This window comes from Colwellia sp. BRX10-4 (genome assembly GCF_014077465.1).
GTDB lineage: Bacteria > Pseudomonadota > Gammaproteobacteria > Enterobacterales > Alteromonadaceae > Colwellia_A.
In genome coordinates, this window is the sequence record NZ_JACGVZ010000021.1 from 41,761 (window position 1) to 59,101 (window position 17,341).

Consider the following 17,341-nt stretch of genomic DNA (forward strand, 5'->3'; position numbering starts at 1 on the left):
GGCAAGGGGGTGTGGTTAACCGGTAAAGAAAAGGAGGCCAAATGGCCTCCTGATTAATATCCGGTACTAGTTACCGAAAGTAATTACTGAAAGTGTTTACTGAAAGTATTGACCAAAAAGACGACCGGCAGTTAAAGCATATTCTGCACGAGTGACGTTATAATCTCCACCAAAGCTAGCATTCAACTGTGGCGTTAAGTCGTAAGTACCTTGAGTAACATCAAAGTGAACATTCAATAATGAAAGCTGTATGGCAAGTTGCACATAACCTTTCATATCGTCGTCAATGTTGTCTTGATCTGCTAGCACAATAGTCTGACCCTTATAGTCAACCGTAATGTCATTTTTGAGATCAAACGCTTTAGCCGTTGATTCTAGTCCTAGAATTTGTACTAAGCTGTAAGCTAGGTCTACTTTAGATACACGACCGTTATGTGCAAACTCACCATTTTGACTAAGCATAACTGGCTGCTGTTTACGTAAGCTATCTTTTAATGCACCACCAACAACCGATACCGATTCAATAAACGCTTGGTAACCATTAGGTACTGTATTAAGGGTTGGCTCTAGCTCGTTGTCTAATGCACGGTATTGACGAACAGCGCCGCCCATGACTAGGTACTTAGCTAAATCTTTACGTTTTAACTTTGCGTCAGGGTTGAAATTATCATTCTTCAAGCCATCCATTAGTCTTTTGCTCACTGCATATTTTATCGCATTTTCATAACGATGAGCGGCTATATCGTTTACCCCTTTAAAGCCAATTAAGTCTTCAAAATTTATGCTAACGTCGAAGTTTTCAGGAGCCATTGGACCATTAGTTAGGTCAAGTGGATCTGGATTTACGCCAGATAAAGAGGTTAGTCCGTCAACTCGAACCGTCCACTTACCTGCCATTCCAGGTGCCGTAACACGCATATCAGTTCCAAGCACAGGTAAAGTTAAGTTACCAAAATACTCAGTGCCCTTAGGGTCAATTAAAACTAATTTAGCCGTATTAGCCAATGAGCTCGCAGAGCCCTTAACCCACAATGCTTCACTATCAACCTGAAATTCAAATGAGTTTTGCAGTCCTAGTGGCTCTGTGACGCCATTGGGTGTTGACCAGATAGAAGTTTCATAGCTTGTTTCACTAATTTCAACTAGCGTATTAGCATTGAAAACTTTACCGCGTAGGTTATTCACCGTGACACTGTGGTTCATATCATAGTTTTTCGCTGCGGCTACTGCTGCACGGGCGTTTACAAATCCAGCACCGACTTCAAAGCGCTCGTAACCTGGCATATTAGTCGCAGATTCTTGTAACAATTTTTTGATGGCCATGTTATCTAAGTCAGGATTAGCTTCTAACATTAGTGCAACAATACCAGCAACATGAGGCGTTGCCATCGACGTACCCGATATCATGGTATAGAAAGGTAAATGAGTAGGGTCCATCGCGTCTACATCAGCTTCACCACCATTTGCGCCGGCATTAGTAACAGCACGAGTAGAAATAACGTCTACACCAGGAGCTACGATAGTAATTTCATTATTGTAGGTCCATTTTTCACCACCTGGCATCACAAACTCGCCAGATTCATACTTATAACCACGTGAAGAGAAACCAGCAAGTGTGCCATCTTTTTCCCCTGCGCCAATAGACATGCCCCAAGGAATTTGTGCATAAGGGTTGTGCGTATCTTCACCTGAGCCTGAGTTACCTGCTGCAAACACAGATAATATACCCATTTTATGGGCTTTATATGAAGCTAGAGAAACGGGGCCAGTCGGGTCGAACTTACCACTTGAACCCCATGAGTTGCTCATTACGCGCAATGGATTTTCGTAACTATCACCTTTAGTAATGGCATAGTCATAAGCGCCTATAGTATCAAGAATAAGAATAACACCACCTGAGCCATAGCCTACTAATTTAGCATCTGGCGCTGCGCCTGGGTACTTGCCATCTGACATAGTACCATATCCAGCAATAGTACCAGCACAATGAGTACCGTGGCCTGAATTAGTATCTGTGTTAGGTTGGTTCTTAAGTATTAGACCTTCGGTTACACCCGTTATGCTTAATAAACTTGCATGTGTTAGACCTTGCACGTTATCAATCACTTTATCGCCAAAGAATAAATCCTGATGGGTAGCATCAATACCCGAGTCATTAACCATTACAGTTACGCCTTTACCGGTATATTCAATGCCATTTTGTTTGAAAAATTCATCACCTTGAACCGCATCAACCCCCGTGATCTCGCGAGCATCAGAATTAAAGTATTCAAGCTCACGATTTAACCATACCGAGCGCACATCACTACGTTGAGCAATGGCTTTAATTTGATCTAAGTTAGCGACTACGCCAATAACAGGAACCGAAGCAAACTGAACAGCCTGACTAATACCTAGTCCAGAAAGATGCTCTAGTTGAGTTGTTGATACGGGCGCTAATTGGTTATAAGTTACTACGGCCATAACCGTTTGAGTACCAACCATAGTCGGTAAAAACTCAGCTAACTGCTCGCCAATGGCTGCGTTAGCGAAAGCTTGAGACGGCATAGTTAATGCCATGGTTGCTGCTGCTATTGCACTTAAGGTAAATTTTTTCATTATTTCACTCGCTCTAGTTATTAAGGGGTCTATAAATTACTTAAGCACTCTATCGAGTTAAGGGGTACTGAGTAAATAGGGGGTTTCCCCTATCTAGTGAACTATTAGGTAAATTAAAATCAGTAAGACAATCAACTCGCTGATACTTTTTTTCTAAAATGACTCACCTTATAGGTTTGCTAATTAAGCAGTTATTTATTCAATAATAGGGGTAACCCCCTATTTTCATCTTAATGGTTTGTTGGGAGACTAAGGATGATAAAAATATTTAAATAATTAAAAACAATTAAAAATATTTAAGATATTTAACCTACAAGTATTAAACATATTGGAGTTTGAAATATAATGAAAAAATTTACCTTAAGTGCCTTGGCTGCAGCCTCTTTGGCAATGACATTACCTACGCACGCTTTAGCTAATGCTGCTATTGGCGAGCAACTTGCACAAGTGCTTCCGACGATGACGGGCGAAGAAACAGTTATGGCCGTGGTAACATTTGAACAAATGAAGCCAATATCAGTGAGTCAAATACGGGCGTTAAAAGCCTTAGGTATAAGTAAGGGTGTTCAGTTTTCTGCCGTACCTATTATGGGTGTTGTTGCTAATGTCGCACAAATCAAAGCGATTGCCGGACGAGATGATGTACGATCAGTATGGTTAAACCGTAAGTTAGAGTATTTTAATGCTAACTCTCGTGAAATTACCGGTGTTGACAAAGTTCAAGGTACCGAGTTTGCAAACCGCAATGGCGGCACAGAATATACCGGTAAAGGCGTAACCATTATGGTTAATGACTCGGGTATTGATGCAACACACCAAGATTTATTCTTTGGCGACGTAGTGGTTGATAACGTGCAAGCGGCAACACATTCACTCGATCTCGCTGAAACAGGTATTACAGACGGTTTTGTTATTAAAAACCAACCTAATACCGACTTGAATGTCGGCCACGGTACTCACTGTGCCGGTACTATAGCGGGCTCGGGCGCTATGTCTGATGGAAAATATAAAGGCGTTGCACCCGATGCTGATTTAGTGGGTTACGGCTCAGGGTTAGGTTTATTTATTTTAGATGCGGTTGGCGGCTATGACTATGCTATTAACCACGTTTATGACTATGAACATCCTCTGCGTATTATGAGTAACTCTTGGGGTTCAAGCGGTAAATTTGATGCTAATGGCCCTGTAGCCTTGGCGTCATATAAAGCTTACAAATTTGGTATTTTATCGGTATTTGCTGCGGGTAACTCGGGCTCTGGCGAAAATAGCAATAACCCTCATGCTCAGATCCCTTGGGGAATGTCAGTAGGTGCTGGCGATACCAATGGTAATTTAGTTGACTTTTCATCTCGTGGTTTAGAATATGAAAGCGGTGATTTTAATACGCCAGATGGTAAGGCCTGGACTTACACTAACGAAGTCACAATTGTCGCACCAGGGCGCAACATGGTATCAACGCGTTCATCAACCAATATGGCTGCCAATGGCGGAGATGCTGATTTGGTGCTTGACCCAGCACATATTCCATTTTATACCCGTATTTCGGGTACATCAATGGCAACACCACACACTGCAGGTGTTGCAGCGCTGATGATGGAAGCTAACCCTTCGCTAAGTATCGATGAAATCAAGCAATTAATGAAAGAGTCTGCGACTAATATGCCAGGTTATGAGTCTTGGGAAGTTGGGGCAGGCTATGTTAATGCACGTGCGGCAGTCGCGGCAGCCAAGGGACACGATGCTGATCAGAAGCAATCTGTTAACAACAGCGCAGATGCTCATTTTACGGCCAGTATTAATATGCAGGCCATGAAAATTGCTGAAGGTGCTTTAGCGTTCGAAACACTAGAGTCGCAAGTAATTGAATTTGAAGTCGATGCCAATGCAAAAACCGTACATGTTGGCTTAACGGCCTTAACAAGTGTTAAAGCTGTACTTATTGCACCCGATGGACAACGTTTTGAAGGCGACTCTACCGACCCAGTTTGGGACAGTAACTCGTTTGTAACGGCTCCAGCACAAGCGGGTCCATGGAAACTGTTTATGGAAACTGACGCCTTTGGTTTATCAGTGCCACCAGCTGCTGCAGCTTACGACGAACAGGCACAAACTGATGAAGCCAGTGATAACCATATCAGTTATTGGGTGTGGCAAGATGTTTTCAAAGGCACAGAAGGTATGAATGACGTAGCAGGCCATAGCCAGCAAGCAGCAATAGAAACTGCTGTACTTGAACGTCTTATGGATGGTCGTTCAGCTAGATCTTTTGCACCTGATGCGATGTTAAATCGTCAAGAATTGGCTAAGGCCTTGGTTATGGGAGCATCGGTACGTCAGCATCGCAGTTTAGATAACGAGGCCGATATAAGCCTAAGTGGTGTTAACGCTAGATACCGTATTTTTGCTGAATCAGTTGCTATGTCAGGTGCCGCATTGAAAGATGCTAAACAACAATTTGGTCCCGTGATGATGGCTGATAATAATGGCGACTTCCACGGAAAATCAGCAGTGACTCGTGCTGACTTAGCTTATAGTTTAGTACAAGTTATTGGTAAAACTCAAGAGGCATTAGACTTAGGCGAAGCGCATGAAATCACGGTTAATTACAATGGTGAATCAATCGTGATTGCTGACCAAAGTGATATTGCTGAAGATATGCGCGGTTATGTGCAAATTGCTTTGAACGAAGGTCTGTTAGGTGTTCGCTATAGCCTTAAGCAAGGTCAATTTGATTTACAACCGACAATGGTAGCTACATTTAATCCAGAAAACGGTGTAACTCGCGCTAGCTATGCGATTATCGCTAATCAAATAGATAAAAATTACTTTGTCTCAGGGACAAGTTCGAACGCAGAGTAATAACAGCAAAATGTAGAGCAGAGTACGTATAACATCTACATTCATTAAACGCCCTCCTTGCAGGGCGTTTTTTTTCTCTAGTAAAGTTCAAATGAGATAAAATAAACACTATTCAAGAAGACCTGCTTTATTAGCCATTCTTAGTAGTTCTGCCACACTGCCAACCTGCAGCTTTTTATATATTTTAGTGCGATGATTTTCCACCGTTTTTACACTCATATTGAGTAATCCTGCTATTTTCTTGCTGGTATTTCCGGCAATTACTGAGAAAAACACTTCTCTTTCTCGCCGAGTTAATACTTCTAATGGGTTGGAAGCCGGCTGACAATTACTGGCAGATAAGCTTGGAAAGAAAGTTTTACCGTTATAAACATCTTTAATAGCATGAATAAGAAGATCTGAGGACGACTCTTTGAGGATATAACCTTTAGCACCCGCTTTTTGCATCGCTAAAATATACTCAAGTTCGTCGTGCATGGATAAAACTAATATTTTTGTCGTTGGCCGTTGCGACAATAGTTTGTCAATTGCCACCAGTCCACTCATATTTGGCATAGAAATATCCATCACCACAACATCAGGATCGGTTTTTAAGGTTTGACTGATTAATTCTATTCCATCTTTACATTCAGCCAAGATAGTAAACTCGTTACCCGCCTTTAAATAGTTCACTAATGCTTGGCGCATAAGCACATGGTCATCGGCAACAACAAGTGAAATACTCATAATGAAAGAGCCATGGTATAACCGCTATCATCTTGGGGATCTTTGACAAAAATGCACCTGTACAAGCGTTTTACTAATTCACTTAATTGACTTTGTTCAAGTTTATTCAAATTAGCCTCTGTGTCTGGGTAAAGAAAAAATAATGCAATACACCACTAATAATAGGAGGATGCATAGTGTTGTTCTGCAAATTTTCATGTTTTCTTAACAAGTAATAAAAGTTATTTACCCTGTTCACCGTAAATTTTATTATGGCATAATTATAAACTTTAGCATTGTATAAAACATTTAAAAAGCATCAACTTATTCCTCAGCCAAGTAAACCTTGCTGTGGCTAATAATGTCCATAAAGTTTGATCAGTTTGTCAAAGCGGTCGACTAACTGCCGCTAAAAAAGCTAGAGACAGAAACTTTATCAGCCGAAAGTCAGCTTGACCATTAACCCAAACATTTAAATTATCAAGACTAAATATTAAGTGAGCTTTGAAAAGACCGGTTTTAATTGACGAAGTGCGATAATAAAATTTACGACTAAATAATCTATACCTTATCCTTGTCACACTTCTTTATGTTATAATTGTTGCCATTAAATTTAATATCACTAGGCTAACGTTACATGTCTTCACACCCTATCATTAATATTTCGGTTGAACCAATCGAGCTTTGTAAATTACTAAAAATTGCCAATATGGTCGGTGGTGGTGGCGAAGCCAAAATAGTGATAAGCGAAGGTTATGTTCTAGTTAACAATGAAGTTGAGTTTCAAAAACGAAAGAAAATTCGTCATGGCGATACCGTTGAATTTGATGGCGAAATTTTTGAAGTTGCCCATACTCCAAAACAAAAGTCATCAACGACTGCAAAGCCCAGTGGAGCTGAAACTAAAAGTTCGCTTAAAAAGAGTAAATCAAACACTAAAGAAACCTTTGTTTCTGCAGAGCAGGCAATTGAACCATCATCTTTGCCGGCGAAGAGAAGACCTATTTCATTCTAAGTTTAGACAAAGTTAATTGTATACCCGCTGAAAAACGCTCCTTAAATGGGTGTGAAATTCACCCCCCTACTTTACTTTAGCAATAAAAAAGCTTTGCTTATCAAACAGTTATGCCGATTATAACAATAAGAGTGGTCATTGTTGCTGACAACGGCAATATCTTTTTGGCGTAGTATTTGTTAATAACAATGATATGCTATTGTTTTAGCACTTGTGCCGTAAAATATAATTTGGTCTGCTACAACAACATAATGAAATGGATAATATGAAAGAAAAAATACTTGTCGGTGCTAGAGAAACTATAGATTTACCCGAATTAGAGCTATTTGAGGTTGCGACCCGCATTGATACTGGCGCACAAACTTCATCGCTCCATGTTGATCATATTTCTGAAAATAAAGTCACTGGCATGTTGGACTTTGAATTTCATCCTGATTCTCACGATGTCACTAAGACAATTAAATGTTCAGCAAAAATAGTCGATAGAAAACGTATAAAATCTTCTAATGGAGAAAAAGAAAGTCGCTATATCATCAATACGTTGGCGGTAATGGGCGAATTAACATGGACAGTAAGACTTTCATTAACCGACCGGTCAAGCATGAACCACCTAATGCTATTGGGACGTGAAGCGATGAAAGGTGAAATGTTGGTCGATCCAGAATTTAGTTATCTCGCTTCAGTAGAAAAAATATCACCGAGTGTTGAGTAACGTTAACAGTAATCAATGAAGTAAAAGCCTTAATATGACCTTGAGGTTAACATTTTATCGTAGATGATTTTGTAGTAAGCGGAGTGATAAATTCGCATATTGCGTGCGTCGAAGATGACAGGATCATTGGTGATGGTTTAGTTCAATGTCTATTAATGGATAATTACGCCGTTGATGGGTTCAAACTAAAGAATCAGATGAGAAAGCATTTAGCCTGCCACTAAATTACAGACCAAAAAAATGATGAATATCTGTTCAAAAAATATCATTGCTTGCGCTGAAGATCAAGAAATAACAGGCCTCTGTGCCAATACTCTACGAAGTTAGCTTGGGTCTGAAGTCTATCAGACCAGATATCGTTACCACGAAAACCTTTTGATTGAAGATCAACACTGCCATTAAACCATGGACGATATAAATCTTTATCTTTTCTTGAAATTCGTATAATTATTTCATCAGCAAGATTAGTGGCTGCCAGTTTACTCCAAATATTTTCTTCCTCAGCGCGAATATCTTTCACTAAGTTTGTATCTTGCACTAGCACGTTGAATATATTTTGTGTTGCGTGAACAGGAGCAACCATAACAATAGCCATCAGTAAAATTAGATCTTTCATATCTTTCCTTTAAATGTTTTGTATTCTTAATATTGTGATCATAATTTTCCACCTCTATTTAGACTCGTGAAAGTAAAATAAAGTCACATTAACCATAAACACAAAAAATCATTGATAATGCAGACAGAGTAAAACCTAAAACCAGTCAACACATCACTTATTTTCAGTCTAAATAAAACACCTGAATAAATTTTTAACACTTCGCTTATTATCAATAAATATACTTTGATTACTTGCCCACTATTTGATTAAATTACTTTGTGACTATTTGACTAACAGCCTGTCTATAAGGGCATTATTATTGCAAAATGAAGAGATGAACAATGAGAATTTTACTATTTTTGGCCACTAACATTGCCATTATGATGATTTTGAGTATTACCTTTAGTTTATTTGGTATTGAAAGCTTATTAGCAGAAAATGGTGTCGACCTTAATTTTCAATCATTGCTCATTTATGCCACGGTTATTAGCTTTAGTGGTTCGTTTATTTCCTTGTTTATTTCTAAGTTTATGGCGAAAAGAAGTATGGGCGTCGAGGTTATCGTGACGCCGAGTAATCAAACCGAGCGCTGGCTACTCAAAACAGTACAAGAACAAGCCCTTAAAGCCAATATTGGCATGCCTGAAGTCGGTATTTTTAATCATCCTTCACCGAACGCTTTTGCAGTGGGTTGGAGTAGAAATAATACCTTAGTCGCGGTAAGTACCAGCTTATTAAGTCACATGAGTCAAAATGAGGTAGAAGCGGTTCTTGCTCATGAAATAAGCCACGTCGCCAATGGCGATATGGTAACAATGACACTTCTGCAAGGGGTGTTAAATACCTTAGTGATGTTCTTATCACGCATTATCGGTCATGTGGTTGACCGCAATGTATTTAACGTAAAAAGTGGTCACAGACCTGCCTTTTGGATTGTCTCATTAGTTTCTCAACTCATATTGAGCTTATTAGCGACTATGATAATGATGTGGTTTTCTCGCTATCGAGAATTTAGAGCAGATGAAGGTGGTGCAAGCCTTGCGGGCCGAAAAAATATGATTGCAGCACTCAGTAAACTAGAGCAACTACAAAAATTGCCCCAGCTACCAACCGAAATGTCAGCTTTTGCCATTAGCTTAAGCAAGATGAGCGCACTCTTTTCGAGTCATCCGCCATTAGCAAAACGCATAGTATCGCTGAGCACTAAATAAATAAGGGAGCTATTGTGTTGTCACGTTTGTATGATTTTATGCCAGGTTTAAACACCTTCTTTAACTATGAAAGAAGTTGGTTTGCTGATGATGTTAAAGCGGCATTATCGGTTGCAGCCGTTGCATTACCGGTTGCTATAGCTTATGCACAACTCACCGGAGTTAATGCCGTAGTAGGCTTGTACTCCTGTGTATTACCTATGCTGGTATATGCATTATTTGGGACCTCTAAGCAATTAATAGTTGGGCCTGATGCGGCAACTTGTGCAGTTATTGCGGCACTGATCACCCCTTTAGCCGCCGGCGACAGTACTAAGCATTGGCAGTTAGTTATTACCATGACAGCGATGACCGGTTTTTGGTGCATTCTGGCCAGTCGATTTAAGCTTGGTGTATTGGCTGACTTCTTGTCTAAACCTATTTTAATGGGGCTGTTAAATGGTGTTGCCATAACAGTTATTGTTGGTCAATTTTCTAAAATATTTGGTTTTACCTTTGATGAAAGGTATCTGCTTGAACGTTTGGGCGGTGTCCCTGATTACTTAGCACAAACACATTTCCCAACATTAACTATCGCCTTATTTACCCTGGCTATTTATTTTGGTATGAAACGCCTAAAGCCCACTTGGCCTGCTTCAATGTTTGCGATTGCGTTAGGTGCAGCCTTAGTATGGCTTTTTAAATTAGAGCAGTTTGGTATAAAAACCATTGGCGTTGTCGAGGGGGGCTTACCCTTATTTCAAACACCTGAATTTAATGTCGGTGTTATTCGTGAGCTTGTTATGCCAGCACTTAATTTAGCAATAATAAGTTTTGTTAGCATGATGCTCACCACTCGCAGCTTTGCCGCAAAAAATGGCTATGACGTTGATGCAGATAAAGAATTTATGGCTTTAGGTATTGCTAATTTAGCGTCGGCTGTATCACAGGGTTTTGCCGTCAGTGGCGCCTCTTCTCGCACCGCAGTTAATGATTCCAATGGCGGTAAAACCCAATTAGTCTCTATTATAGCAGCAGCCATTATTGCTATTATTGCTATTTTCTTTACCGCACCCCTTGAATTTATTCCCAGTGCCGCCTTGGGGGTTGTCTTGATTATTGCTTCTGTGCACCTACTAGATCTTAAAATGGTCTGGAAACTCAGACTAAAAGACCGACAGGCATTTTACTTAACCTTAACCACTTTATTAGCGGTGTTATTTATTGGTGTTATTCCCGGTATTACCCTTGCTGTATTACTAGGTTTATTCCAATTTATTAGGACGGTAATGCGCCCCACCGACCATATACTCGGTGTTGATATCAACGGTGTAGTACGAAGTTTAGATGCCAGTGATAAGGCAAAAGCGGTGAACGGTATTTTTATTTATCGTTTTAATTCGCCTTTAACTTACTTTAATTCTAGTTTCTTTAAACGCCGATTGTTAGAACAATATGCCAGACAAAAAGATGACATTGAGTGTGTAATTATTGATGCTGTGCCATGTTTTACTCATTTAGACTTAAGTGTGATGGCGATGCTATCAGATTTAGAGGTTATTTTTAGAAAGCGCGGGGTTCGTCTTGAGCTTGCTGGCAGAAAAAGACAGTTGTTGGCGTGGTTTGTAAAAGCAGAGATTAAATCAGGTCACGAAGGAATTTATGTGCATTCTGATTTGTATTTAGCCTTGAGAATGAACCAACGTAAACAAATCACCGAAACCGTCAGCAGCGCAGAAGAACTGACGCTTTAGCGTAAAATAATGCCATGCTTTTTATGGTAGTCCTGCAATAAACAGCATCACTCAATATGATAAGTACAAAGCCTGTTTAACAAAGATTAAACAAGCTTTGTATTAATGGTTACGCAATTACTTAGACTTGACCATGTCATCTGACTTCATTACAAAATCAACAGCTAATAATTCATTAATATCAACGAAAGGGCTAGCGTTCATGGTAATAATGTCAGCAACTTTTCCGACTTCGAGTGTTCTTAAACGCTTTGACATCACCATTAAATCAGCCGCGTTATTCGTCGCCAATTTTAAAATTTATTGTGATGTCATATCAGCTTTATACCTATCATTAAAGGCTCGCGACCAATTCAACACAAACCATTGAATTTGTTGTTTTATAAAGCTAATCCAAAAGAAGACGGTGCTTTATCATCGGTCTACAATATATGCTGTACTCATCAGATAAAATTTGAAATGGTCATATTGACTATGCACAATAAAGTTGAGCTTGTTTACCGCCTTTGTCAAAAAACTTTTATTTTTTGTGACTATTTAGAAACAGTCTAGTCTAGAGACTATTGTTCTTTATAAAAACAGGAAATCAAACATGAAAATAGCAATATTATCTAGAAACAAGAAGTTGTACTCGACTCGTCGTTTAAAAGAAGCAGGTGAAGCGCTGGGTCACCAAGTTGACGTTATCGATACACTGCATTGTTATATGGATATCACTAGTGATAGATCTGTTGTGCGCTATAAAGGTAAAGAGCTGCCACAGTACGACGCTATTATACCGCGTATTGGCGCATCAATTTCTTTCTATGGCACCGCTGTAGTCCGTCAATTTGAAATGACCGGTGCTTTTAGTGTCAATGAATCTGTAGCGATTAGTCGCTCTAGAGACAAGTTACGCTCTATGCAACTTCTGTCAAGAAGAGGCATCGGCTTACCAAGAACCGGCTTTGCTAATCGTCTTGATAATGTAAAAGATTTAATTAAGAACGTCGGTGGCGCACCTTGCGTGATTAAGTTACTGGAGGGTACACAAGGTATTGGCGTCGTACTTGCTGAAACAACTAAATCAGCAGAAGCGATTGTTGAAGCATTTATGGGTTTAAACGCTGATATTTTAATCCAAGAGTTTATCAAAGAAGCCGGTGGTGCTGATATTCGATGTTTTGTTGTTGGAGACCGTGTTGTTGCCGCAATGAAGCGTCAAGGCGCCGAGGGTGAATTTAGATCAAATTTACACCGCGGCGGTTCAGCGGTACTCGTTAAGCTTACCCCAGAAGAAAGAGCAACGGCCGTATCGGCAGCAAACATTATGGGGCTGAACGTTTGTGGTGTTGATTTACTGCGCGCCGAACGTGGCCCTGTGGTCATGGAAGTAAATTCTTCGCCGGGTTTAGCCGGTATTGAAGCCACGACTGAAAAGGATGTTGCCACCATGGTCTTCAAGTTTATTGAGAAAAAGTTTATTGAAAAGAATGCTAGCGCTAAATCCAATCGAAATCGCACCCAAGGTAAAGGGTAATCCCATTGTTTAATCGCGATAATTTAGGGTCGTGACAGCCGATATTTCAGTCTTCACGACCACAACATCCTCTGAGTTCACTCAATACCGGTCAAGGCACTGACATACTGCATGACCTTAACTTGAAGAGAATATTTACGGTTTTCTGCTTTCAAGCCAACGATAAAATGAGCTATCGTTGGTTTGTGTACATCATTGCAAGAATGATTACTAGCCTATAGATTAGACGTTTTCTATTATTCAAAAACAAGATAAAAAACTATCAATGATATTCACAATAAAATCACTAAAATCACTAAAATATATTTTTAAAATAATCACTTTTGCTGTGATAACAACACAGAGCCGTCTAATAAACATTAATATTATGACCAAACCTCTCTATTAAGACGGCTGTTTTTTACGCGATTTTTACTATTTTCTTACGCTCAATATTGGTTTAACTTTTTATGCCTAGCGGCTATTTTAATTGAAATATTTTGATTGCCTCTTTCACTTGTTCTTTATTGATCGGCTTAACCAAGTAATCATCCATCCCTGCAGACAAGCACTTTTCTTCATCACCAACCATCGCATTGGCCGTCATAGCAACGATAGGAACATTTAGATAGCGAGCTCCTGCATTACCTTTCCTAATCGAGGCTGTCGCTTGGTAACCATCCATTTCAGGCATTTGACAGTCCATAAAAATAAAAGTAAATGGCTTTCTCTCATCACTTGCTTTAAGCTTTTCAATGGCATCTTTACCGTTAATGGCAATAACACATTGGGTTATTCCTATTTTTTTCAATACCGCCATAGCAACCATTTGATTAACTCGATTATCCTCTACCAGTAGTAATTTAACCTTTTTTGTCCAGCTACTATCCTCATCAGATAAACGTGTTGATTTAGCCATAGTCACTTCACTGATGAGCTGTTTTTCAGGTTCAGCTAATAAAGTGTTTAATGCTCGTTGTAAATCTGTGGTAATTACCGGTTTAGGAAAAAAACCATCAATACCACTTGCCGTGCTATCGGCTAAATCATGCTGAATGCTCATTAGCGTCATAAACATTATTTTTAGATTTTTATGCACAGGATTTAAGCGCACTGTTTTAACAAATGCTAAAGCATCTAAGTCGGCAAGTTGTTGATTGATGATCAACAAATCATAGTGGTCATTTTCTGTTTGCTTATTAAGAGCCGTGAGCGCAGGTTGTAAGGTTGTTATGATATCAGCTTCTACATGCCAGCAGTTTAATTGGCGTTTAATAACGTTAGCGCAGGATGGATTTTGCTCTATAACCAGCACACGTTTGCCTTGCAAAGCTTTTACAGGTTGAGACAATAAAGAATCCGCTGATTTTTCTAACAATAAATCACAGCTAAAGGCACTACCTTCACCTGGGTTACTATCAACATCGACACTGCCTTGCATACATAAGCAAAGCTTTTTAACGATAGCAAGACCAAGCCCTGTGCCGCCATATTCTCGTGTTGTTGAAGCATCAACTTGACTAAACACTTCAAACAATCCTTGCTGCTTATCTTTTGGTATACCGATACCAGTATCAGATATTTCAGCAATAATTCGCCAATGCGTTGTCGAGTGATTTTGCTGGCAAAGACGAATAACCACCTCGCCTTGTTTGGTAAACTTAATAGCATTAGCTAATAAATTGGTCAATATTTGACGAAGTCGATTAGGATCGCCAACCACTAGCGACTCTTCAATATCAACAAGGTCAACGATTAACTCTAAGCCTTTGTGCTGAGCTTGTTGCGCAAAAGATTCGGCTAAGTCACCAACCATATCACGTATGTTAAAACTAACATTTTCAAGTTCTAACTTATTAGCGTCTATTTTGGAGAAATCTAAAACGTCGTTAATTAATGCTAAAAGCGAGTGAGCACTTTGCTTGGCGATACCTATTCGATGATTTTGTTCTTGGCTTAACACAGAGTCTTTAACTAAATCCAGCATACCAATAACACCATTCATTGGTGTTCGTATTTCGTGGCTCAGACTAGCAAAAAATTCATTTTTAGCGGTTACCGCTACTTCTGCTTGCTCTTTCGCTTTAATAAGAGCGATTTCATTCTCAACGATTGCGCTAACGTCATAGTTCACACCTATCATTGATACCGGTTTTTTATTATTGTCGTAACTGATAATCGCCGCTGCTTTGATATACTTTATTTCGCCATTTGGCCATATAATTCGAAATTGTGTATTGTACTGACCGTGTACTTTAATTGCATTAATGAATTCACGACCGGCCTTCTCGATATCTTCAGGATGTACACCTTTGTCCCAAACGTCTTTCGCACTTAAAGCTGGTTGACGGTCGACACCATAAAGCTTAAACATCCAATCGTCCCACTTTAATTCATTACTAAGCAAGTTAAGTTCCCACACACCGATACCGGCAGAGTCTGTTGCTAATCTCATTCGTTGGTTGTGATGGCTAATACGCTGTTGGCTTACCTTTTTATCAGTAATATCTTGAAATGAGCCATACAAACGCACACATTTCCCATCGGTAAACTCGGAACGACCACGAGCAGACACCCAAATTTCTTTACCTTTGGCAGTGACCAACTCCATATCTTCCTCGTAAGCACTACCGTCTTTCATACACTTGGCAATTAACGCTTGTACTTTATCTCTACTTTCTCCTTCTTTATAAAAATTAATTGCCTGAGATAGTTCGGGGTGATAGTCATTAGGCACTTCATGAATGACTTTAGTCATTTTTGACCAGTAAACATTGTTGTTAATTAGGTCAACTTCCCAGACACCAATGCGAGCTTGCTGTGCCATTCCTTCCATTAAAGATTGTTGCCCTAACAATCTATTTTTATGTTTAACACGTGTTAACTCTACACTTATCCAATGAGAAAATAATTGAATTAGGTCTAATTCCCTCGTGGTAAAGGAGCTTGCCGATGCCTCAGGGCCAGAAAAACTTAATGTGCCAAACAGTTTGCCATCAACAGTCAGTGGCACACCAATATAGCTTTCTAAACCAAAAGCTTGATAACACGGATGATCTTTTATTTCACTTTCACCTGCATGGTAAAAAGAAATAGGCTGGTTTGCATGTAAGGTATGAAAACAATAGGTATTGCCTAAATCAAAAATATCTCCAGGATTAATTTCATTATTCGGAGTATGGCAATAGACAACTCGATATTCTTGATGATGAATTTCACTGATCAACGCAAGCGGCAAATTAAATATTTTTTTTCCAAGCTCTAAAATGTTTTGAATTTTATCAATTAAGCTTTTGTCTATATCCGAGGTTATTTTATGGAGTTTATTAAGAGTCAGTTCAGTTTGCTTAATACCACTAATATCGTTCTGAATAACAATAAAAGATTCTGCCTTATTGTCATTGTTAATCAGTGGCACTATGGTGGTACTTAACCATAGCTCTCGGCCACCTTTGATTTTATTAATGGATTCGCCATGCCAATATTCTTTAGCGATAGCTGTTAGAAATATATTTTTATAATCGTCTTGGGTATAACTTTCAGCGCAGATTTCAACAACACTGTGACCAAGGATCTCTTCTTCACGGTAACGATAGAAATCAAGAAAACGTTGATTAACTTCCGTTAACGTACCCTTTTCATCGACATTGACTCGATAAACAATCGCGTGCTTATTTATCGCCAGCATTAACTCGACACTTTTTTGTTTAGAAAGTGAAAGTTCATGGTGATAATTGCTAATGAGCCGTTGCAGCGGTCTAAAAATGAAGAAGCTTATCGCAAATAATAGGGCCATTGAGACCAGCCATAAAAACGCCTCGAGTCTTTCTATGTTAACTATACGCTGATTAGTATGCTGCTCTATTTTGGAAACGACTAGATCTAAAGAAATCAGTAAATTATTATTAGACTCTAGATTGAATTTTTCTTTAACTATCGCCTCAGCATTCTTTTTGTTTTGAGTCAGACTAAGCGCGATAGCACTTTCAGCGAAGTGATTGACCCGTTTGTTAAGATCAGTCGGCGCGTTAAAATACCATAAGTATAATTCACTAGGCATGCTATTAGATTCGTTAACCACCATCATTGTTAAAAGTTGCTGGTTAGTCGTAAACAATTTGACCGTATCGAAAAGATTTTTTGTCACCTTCTCATCAATTTCAGCCGTAGTTATATTGTGATAATGCTGAATGGCTAGATAAGCTATTTTTTGTGACAACATTCTTTGGCCGCCAGCAAGATTAATCGTTTCAGCATCTTTGGCTTGTTGATTAAATAATAGCATCAAACTTAAAAATGATAGGCTAATTAACACAGCAATTAAAGCTATCGCTAATGAGTTACGACGTTTAATTCTCTGTTGAAGCGTTTTAATATTAGTCATATTATTTTGTTTACAATCCTTTAGCGGG

Annotated in this window: 11 protein-coding genes; 6 read left to right on the forward strand and 5 right to left on the reverse strand. The window is 39.2% G+C overall.

Annotation, left to right across the window (positions count from 1 at the left end):
* Nucleotides 1–96 precede the first annotated feature (96 nt).
* The gene (locus tag H4J67_RS15180) at nucleotides 97–2,598 is read right to left on the reverse strand and encodes a S8 family serine peptidase (protein WP_182172919.1); all 2,502 of its coding nucleotides are present in this window, start codon (nucleotides 2,596–2,598) and stop codon (nucleotides 97–99) included.
* 345 nt (nucleotides 2,599–2,943) lie between these two features.
* On the opposite strand from H4J67_RS15180, the gene H4J67_RS15185 reads away from it, so the two are divergent.
* On the forward strand, nucleotides 2,944–5,457 hold the full coding sequence (locus H4J67_RS15185; protein WP_182204201.1) for a S8 family serine peptidase: 2,514 nt from the start codon (nucleotides 2,944–2,946) through the stop codon (nucleotides 5,455–5,457).
* A 108-nt stretch (nucleotides 5,458–5,565) separates the two neighbouring features.
* On the opposite strand, the gene H4J67_RS15190 is transcribed toward H4J67_RS15185, so the two are convergent.
* Nucleotides 5,566–6,183 carry a response regulator transcription factor gene (locus H4J67_RS15190; RefSeq protein ID WP_182204202.1) on the reverse strand — a complete coding sequence of 206 codons (618 nt, stop codon included), beginning with the start codon at nucleotides 6,181–6,183 and terminating at the stop codon, nucleotides 5,566–5,568.
* 616 nt (nucleotides 6,184–6,799) lie between these two features.
* Between H4J67_RS15190 and H4J67_RS15195 the strand changes: the two genes are divergently transcribed.
* Nucleotides 6,800–7,177 carry an RNA-binding S4 domain-containing protein gene (locus tag H4J67_RS15195; protein WP_182172910.1) on the forward strand — a complete coding sequence of 126 codons (378 nt, stop codon included), beginning with the start codon at nucleotides 6,800–6,802 and terminating at the stop codon, nucleotides 7,175–7,177.
* Nucleotides 7,178–7,442: 265 nt separating this feature from the next.
* Complete coding sequence (locus tag H4J67_RS15200; RefSeq protein ID WP_220463242.1) at nucleotides 7,443–7,889, forward strand: RimK/LysX family protein; 447 nt, start codon at nucleotides 7,443–7,445, stop codon at nucleotides 7,887–7,889.
* A 265-nt stretch (nucleotides 7,890–8,154) separates the two neighbouring features.
* Here the strand turns inward: H4J67_RS15200 and H4J67_RS15205 are convergent, their stop codons facing one another.
* Nucleotides 8,155–8,505: a hypothetical protein gene (locus H4J67_RS15205; RefSeq protein ID WP_182204204.1), complete on the reverse strand. Its 351-nt coding sequence runs from the start codon at nucleotides 8,503–8,505 to the stop codon at nucleotides 8,155–8,157.
* 323 nt (nucleotides 8,506–8,828) lie between these two features.
* On the opposite strand from H4J67_RS15205, the gene htpX reads away from it, so the two are divergent.
* Nucleotides 8,829–9,698 carry a protease HtpX gene (gene htpX, locus H4J67_RS15210; protein WP_182204206.1) on the forward strand — a complete coding sequence of 290 codons (870 nt, stop codon included), beginning with the start codon at nucleotides 8,829–8,831 and terminating at the stop codon, nucleotides 9,696–9,698.
* A 14-nt stretch (nucleotides 9,699–9,712) separates the two neighbouring features.
* The gene (locus H4J67_RS15215; protein ID WP_182204208.1) at nucleotides 9,713–11,431 is read left to right on the forward strand and encodes a SulP family inorganic anion transporter; all 1,719 of its coding nucleotides are present in this window, start codon (nucleotides 9,713–9,715) and stop codon (nucleotides 11,429–11,431) included.
* Between the two features lie 117 nt (nucleotides 11,432–11,548).
* Here the strand turns inward: H4J67_RS15215 and H4J67_RS15220 are convergent, their stop codons facing one another.
* The gene (locus tag H4J67_RS15220) at nucleotides 11,549–11,722 is read right to left on the reverse strand and encodes an amidohydrolase family protein (RefSeq protein WP_182204215.1); all 174 of its coding nucleotides are present in this window, start codon (nucleotides 11,720–11,722) and stop codon (nucleotides 11,549–11,551) included.
* Nucleotides 11,723–12,023: 301 nt separating this feature from the next.
* On the opposite strand from H4J67_RS15220, the gene rimK reads away from it, so the two are divergent.
* Nucleotides 12,024–12,950, forward strand: coding sequence for a 30S ribosomal protein S6--L-glutamate ligase (rimK, locus tag H4J67_RS15225; RefSeq protein ID WP_182172895.1), 927 nt, complete (start codon nucleotides 12,024–12,026; stop codon nucleotides 12,948–12,950).
* Between the two features lie 460 nt (nucleotides 12,951–13,410).
* Here the strand turns inward: rimK and H4J67_RS15230 are convergent, their stop codons facing one another.
* Nucleotides 13,411–17,313, reverse strand: coding sequence for a response regulator (locus tag H4J67_RS15230; RefSeq protein WP_182204216.1), 3,903 nt, complete (start codon nucleotides 17,311–17,313; stop codon nucleotides 13,411–13,413).
* Nucleotides 17,314–17,341 lie beyond the last annotated feature (28 nt).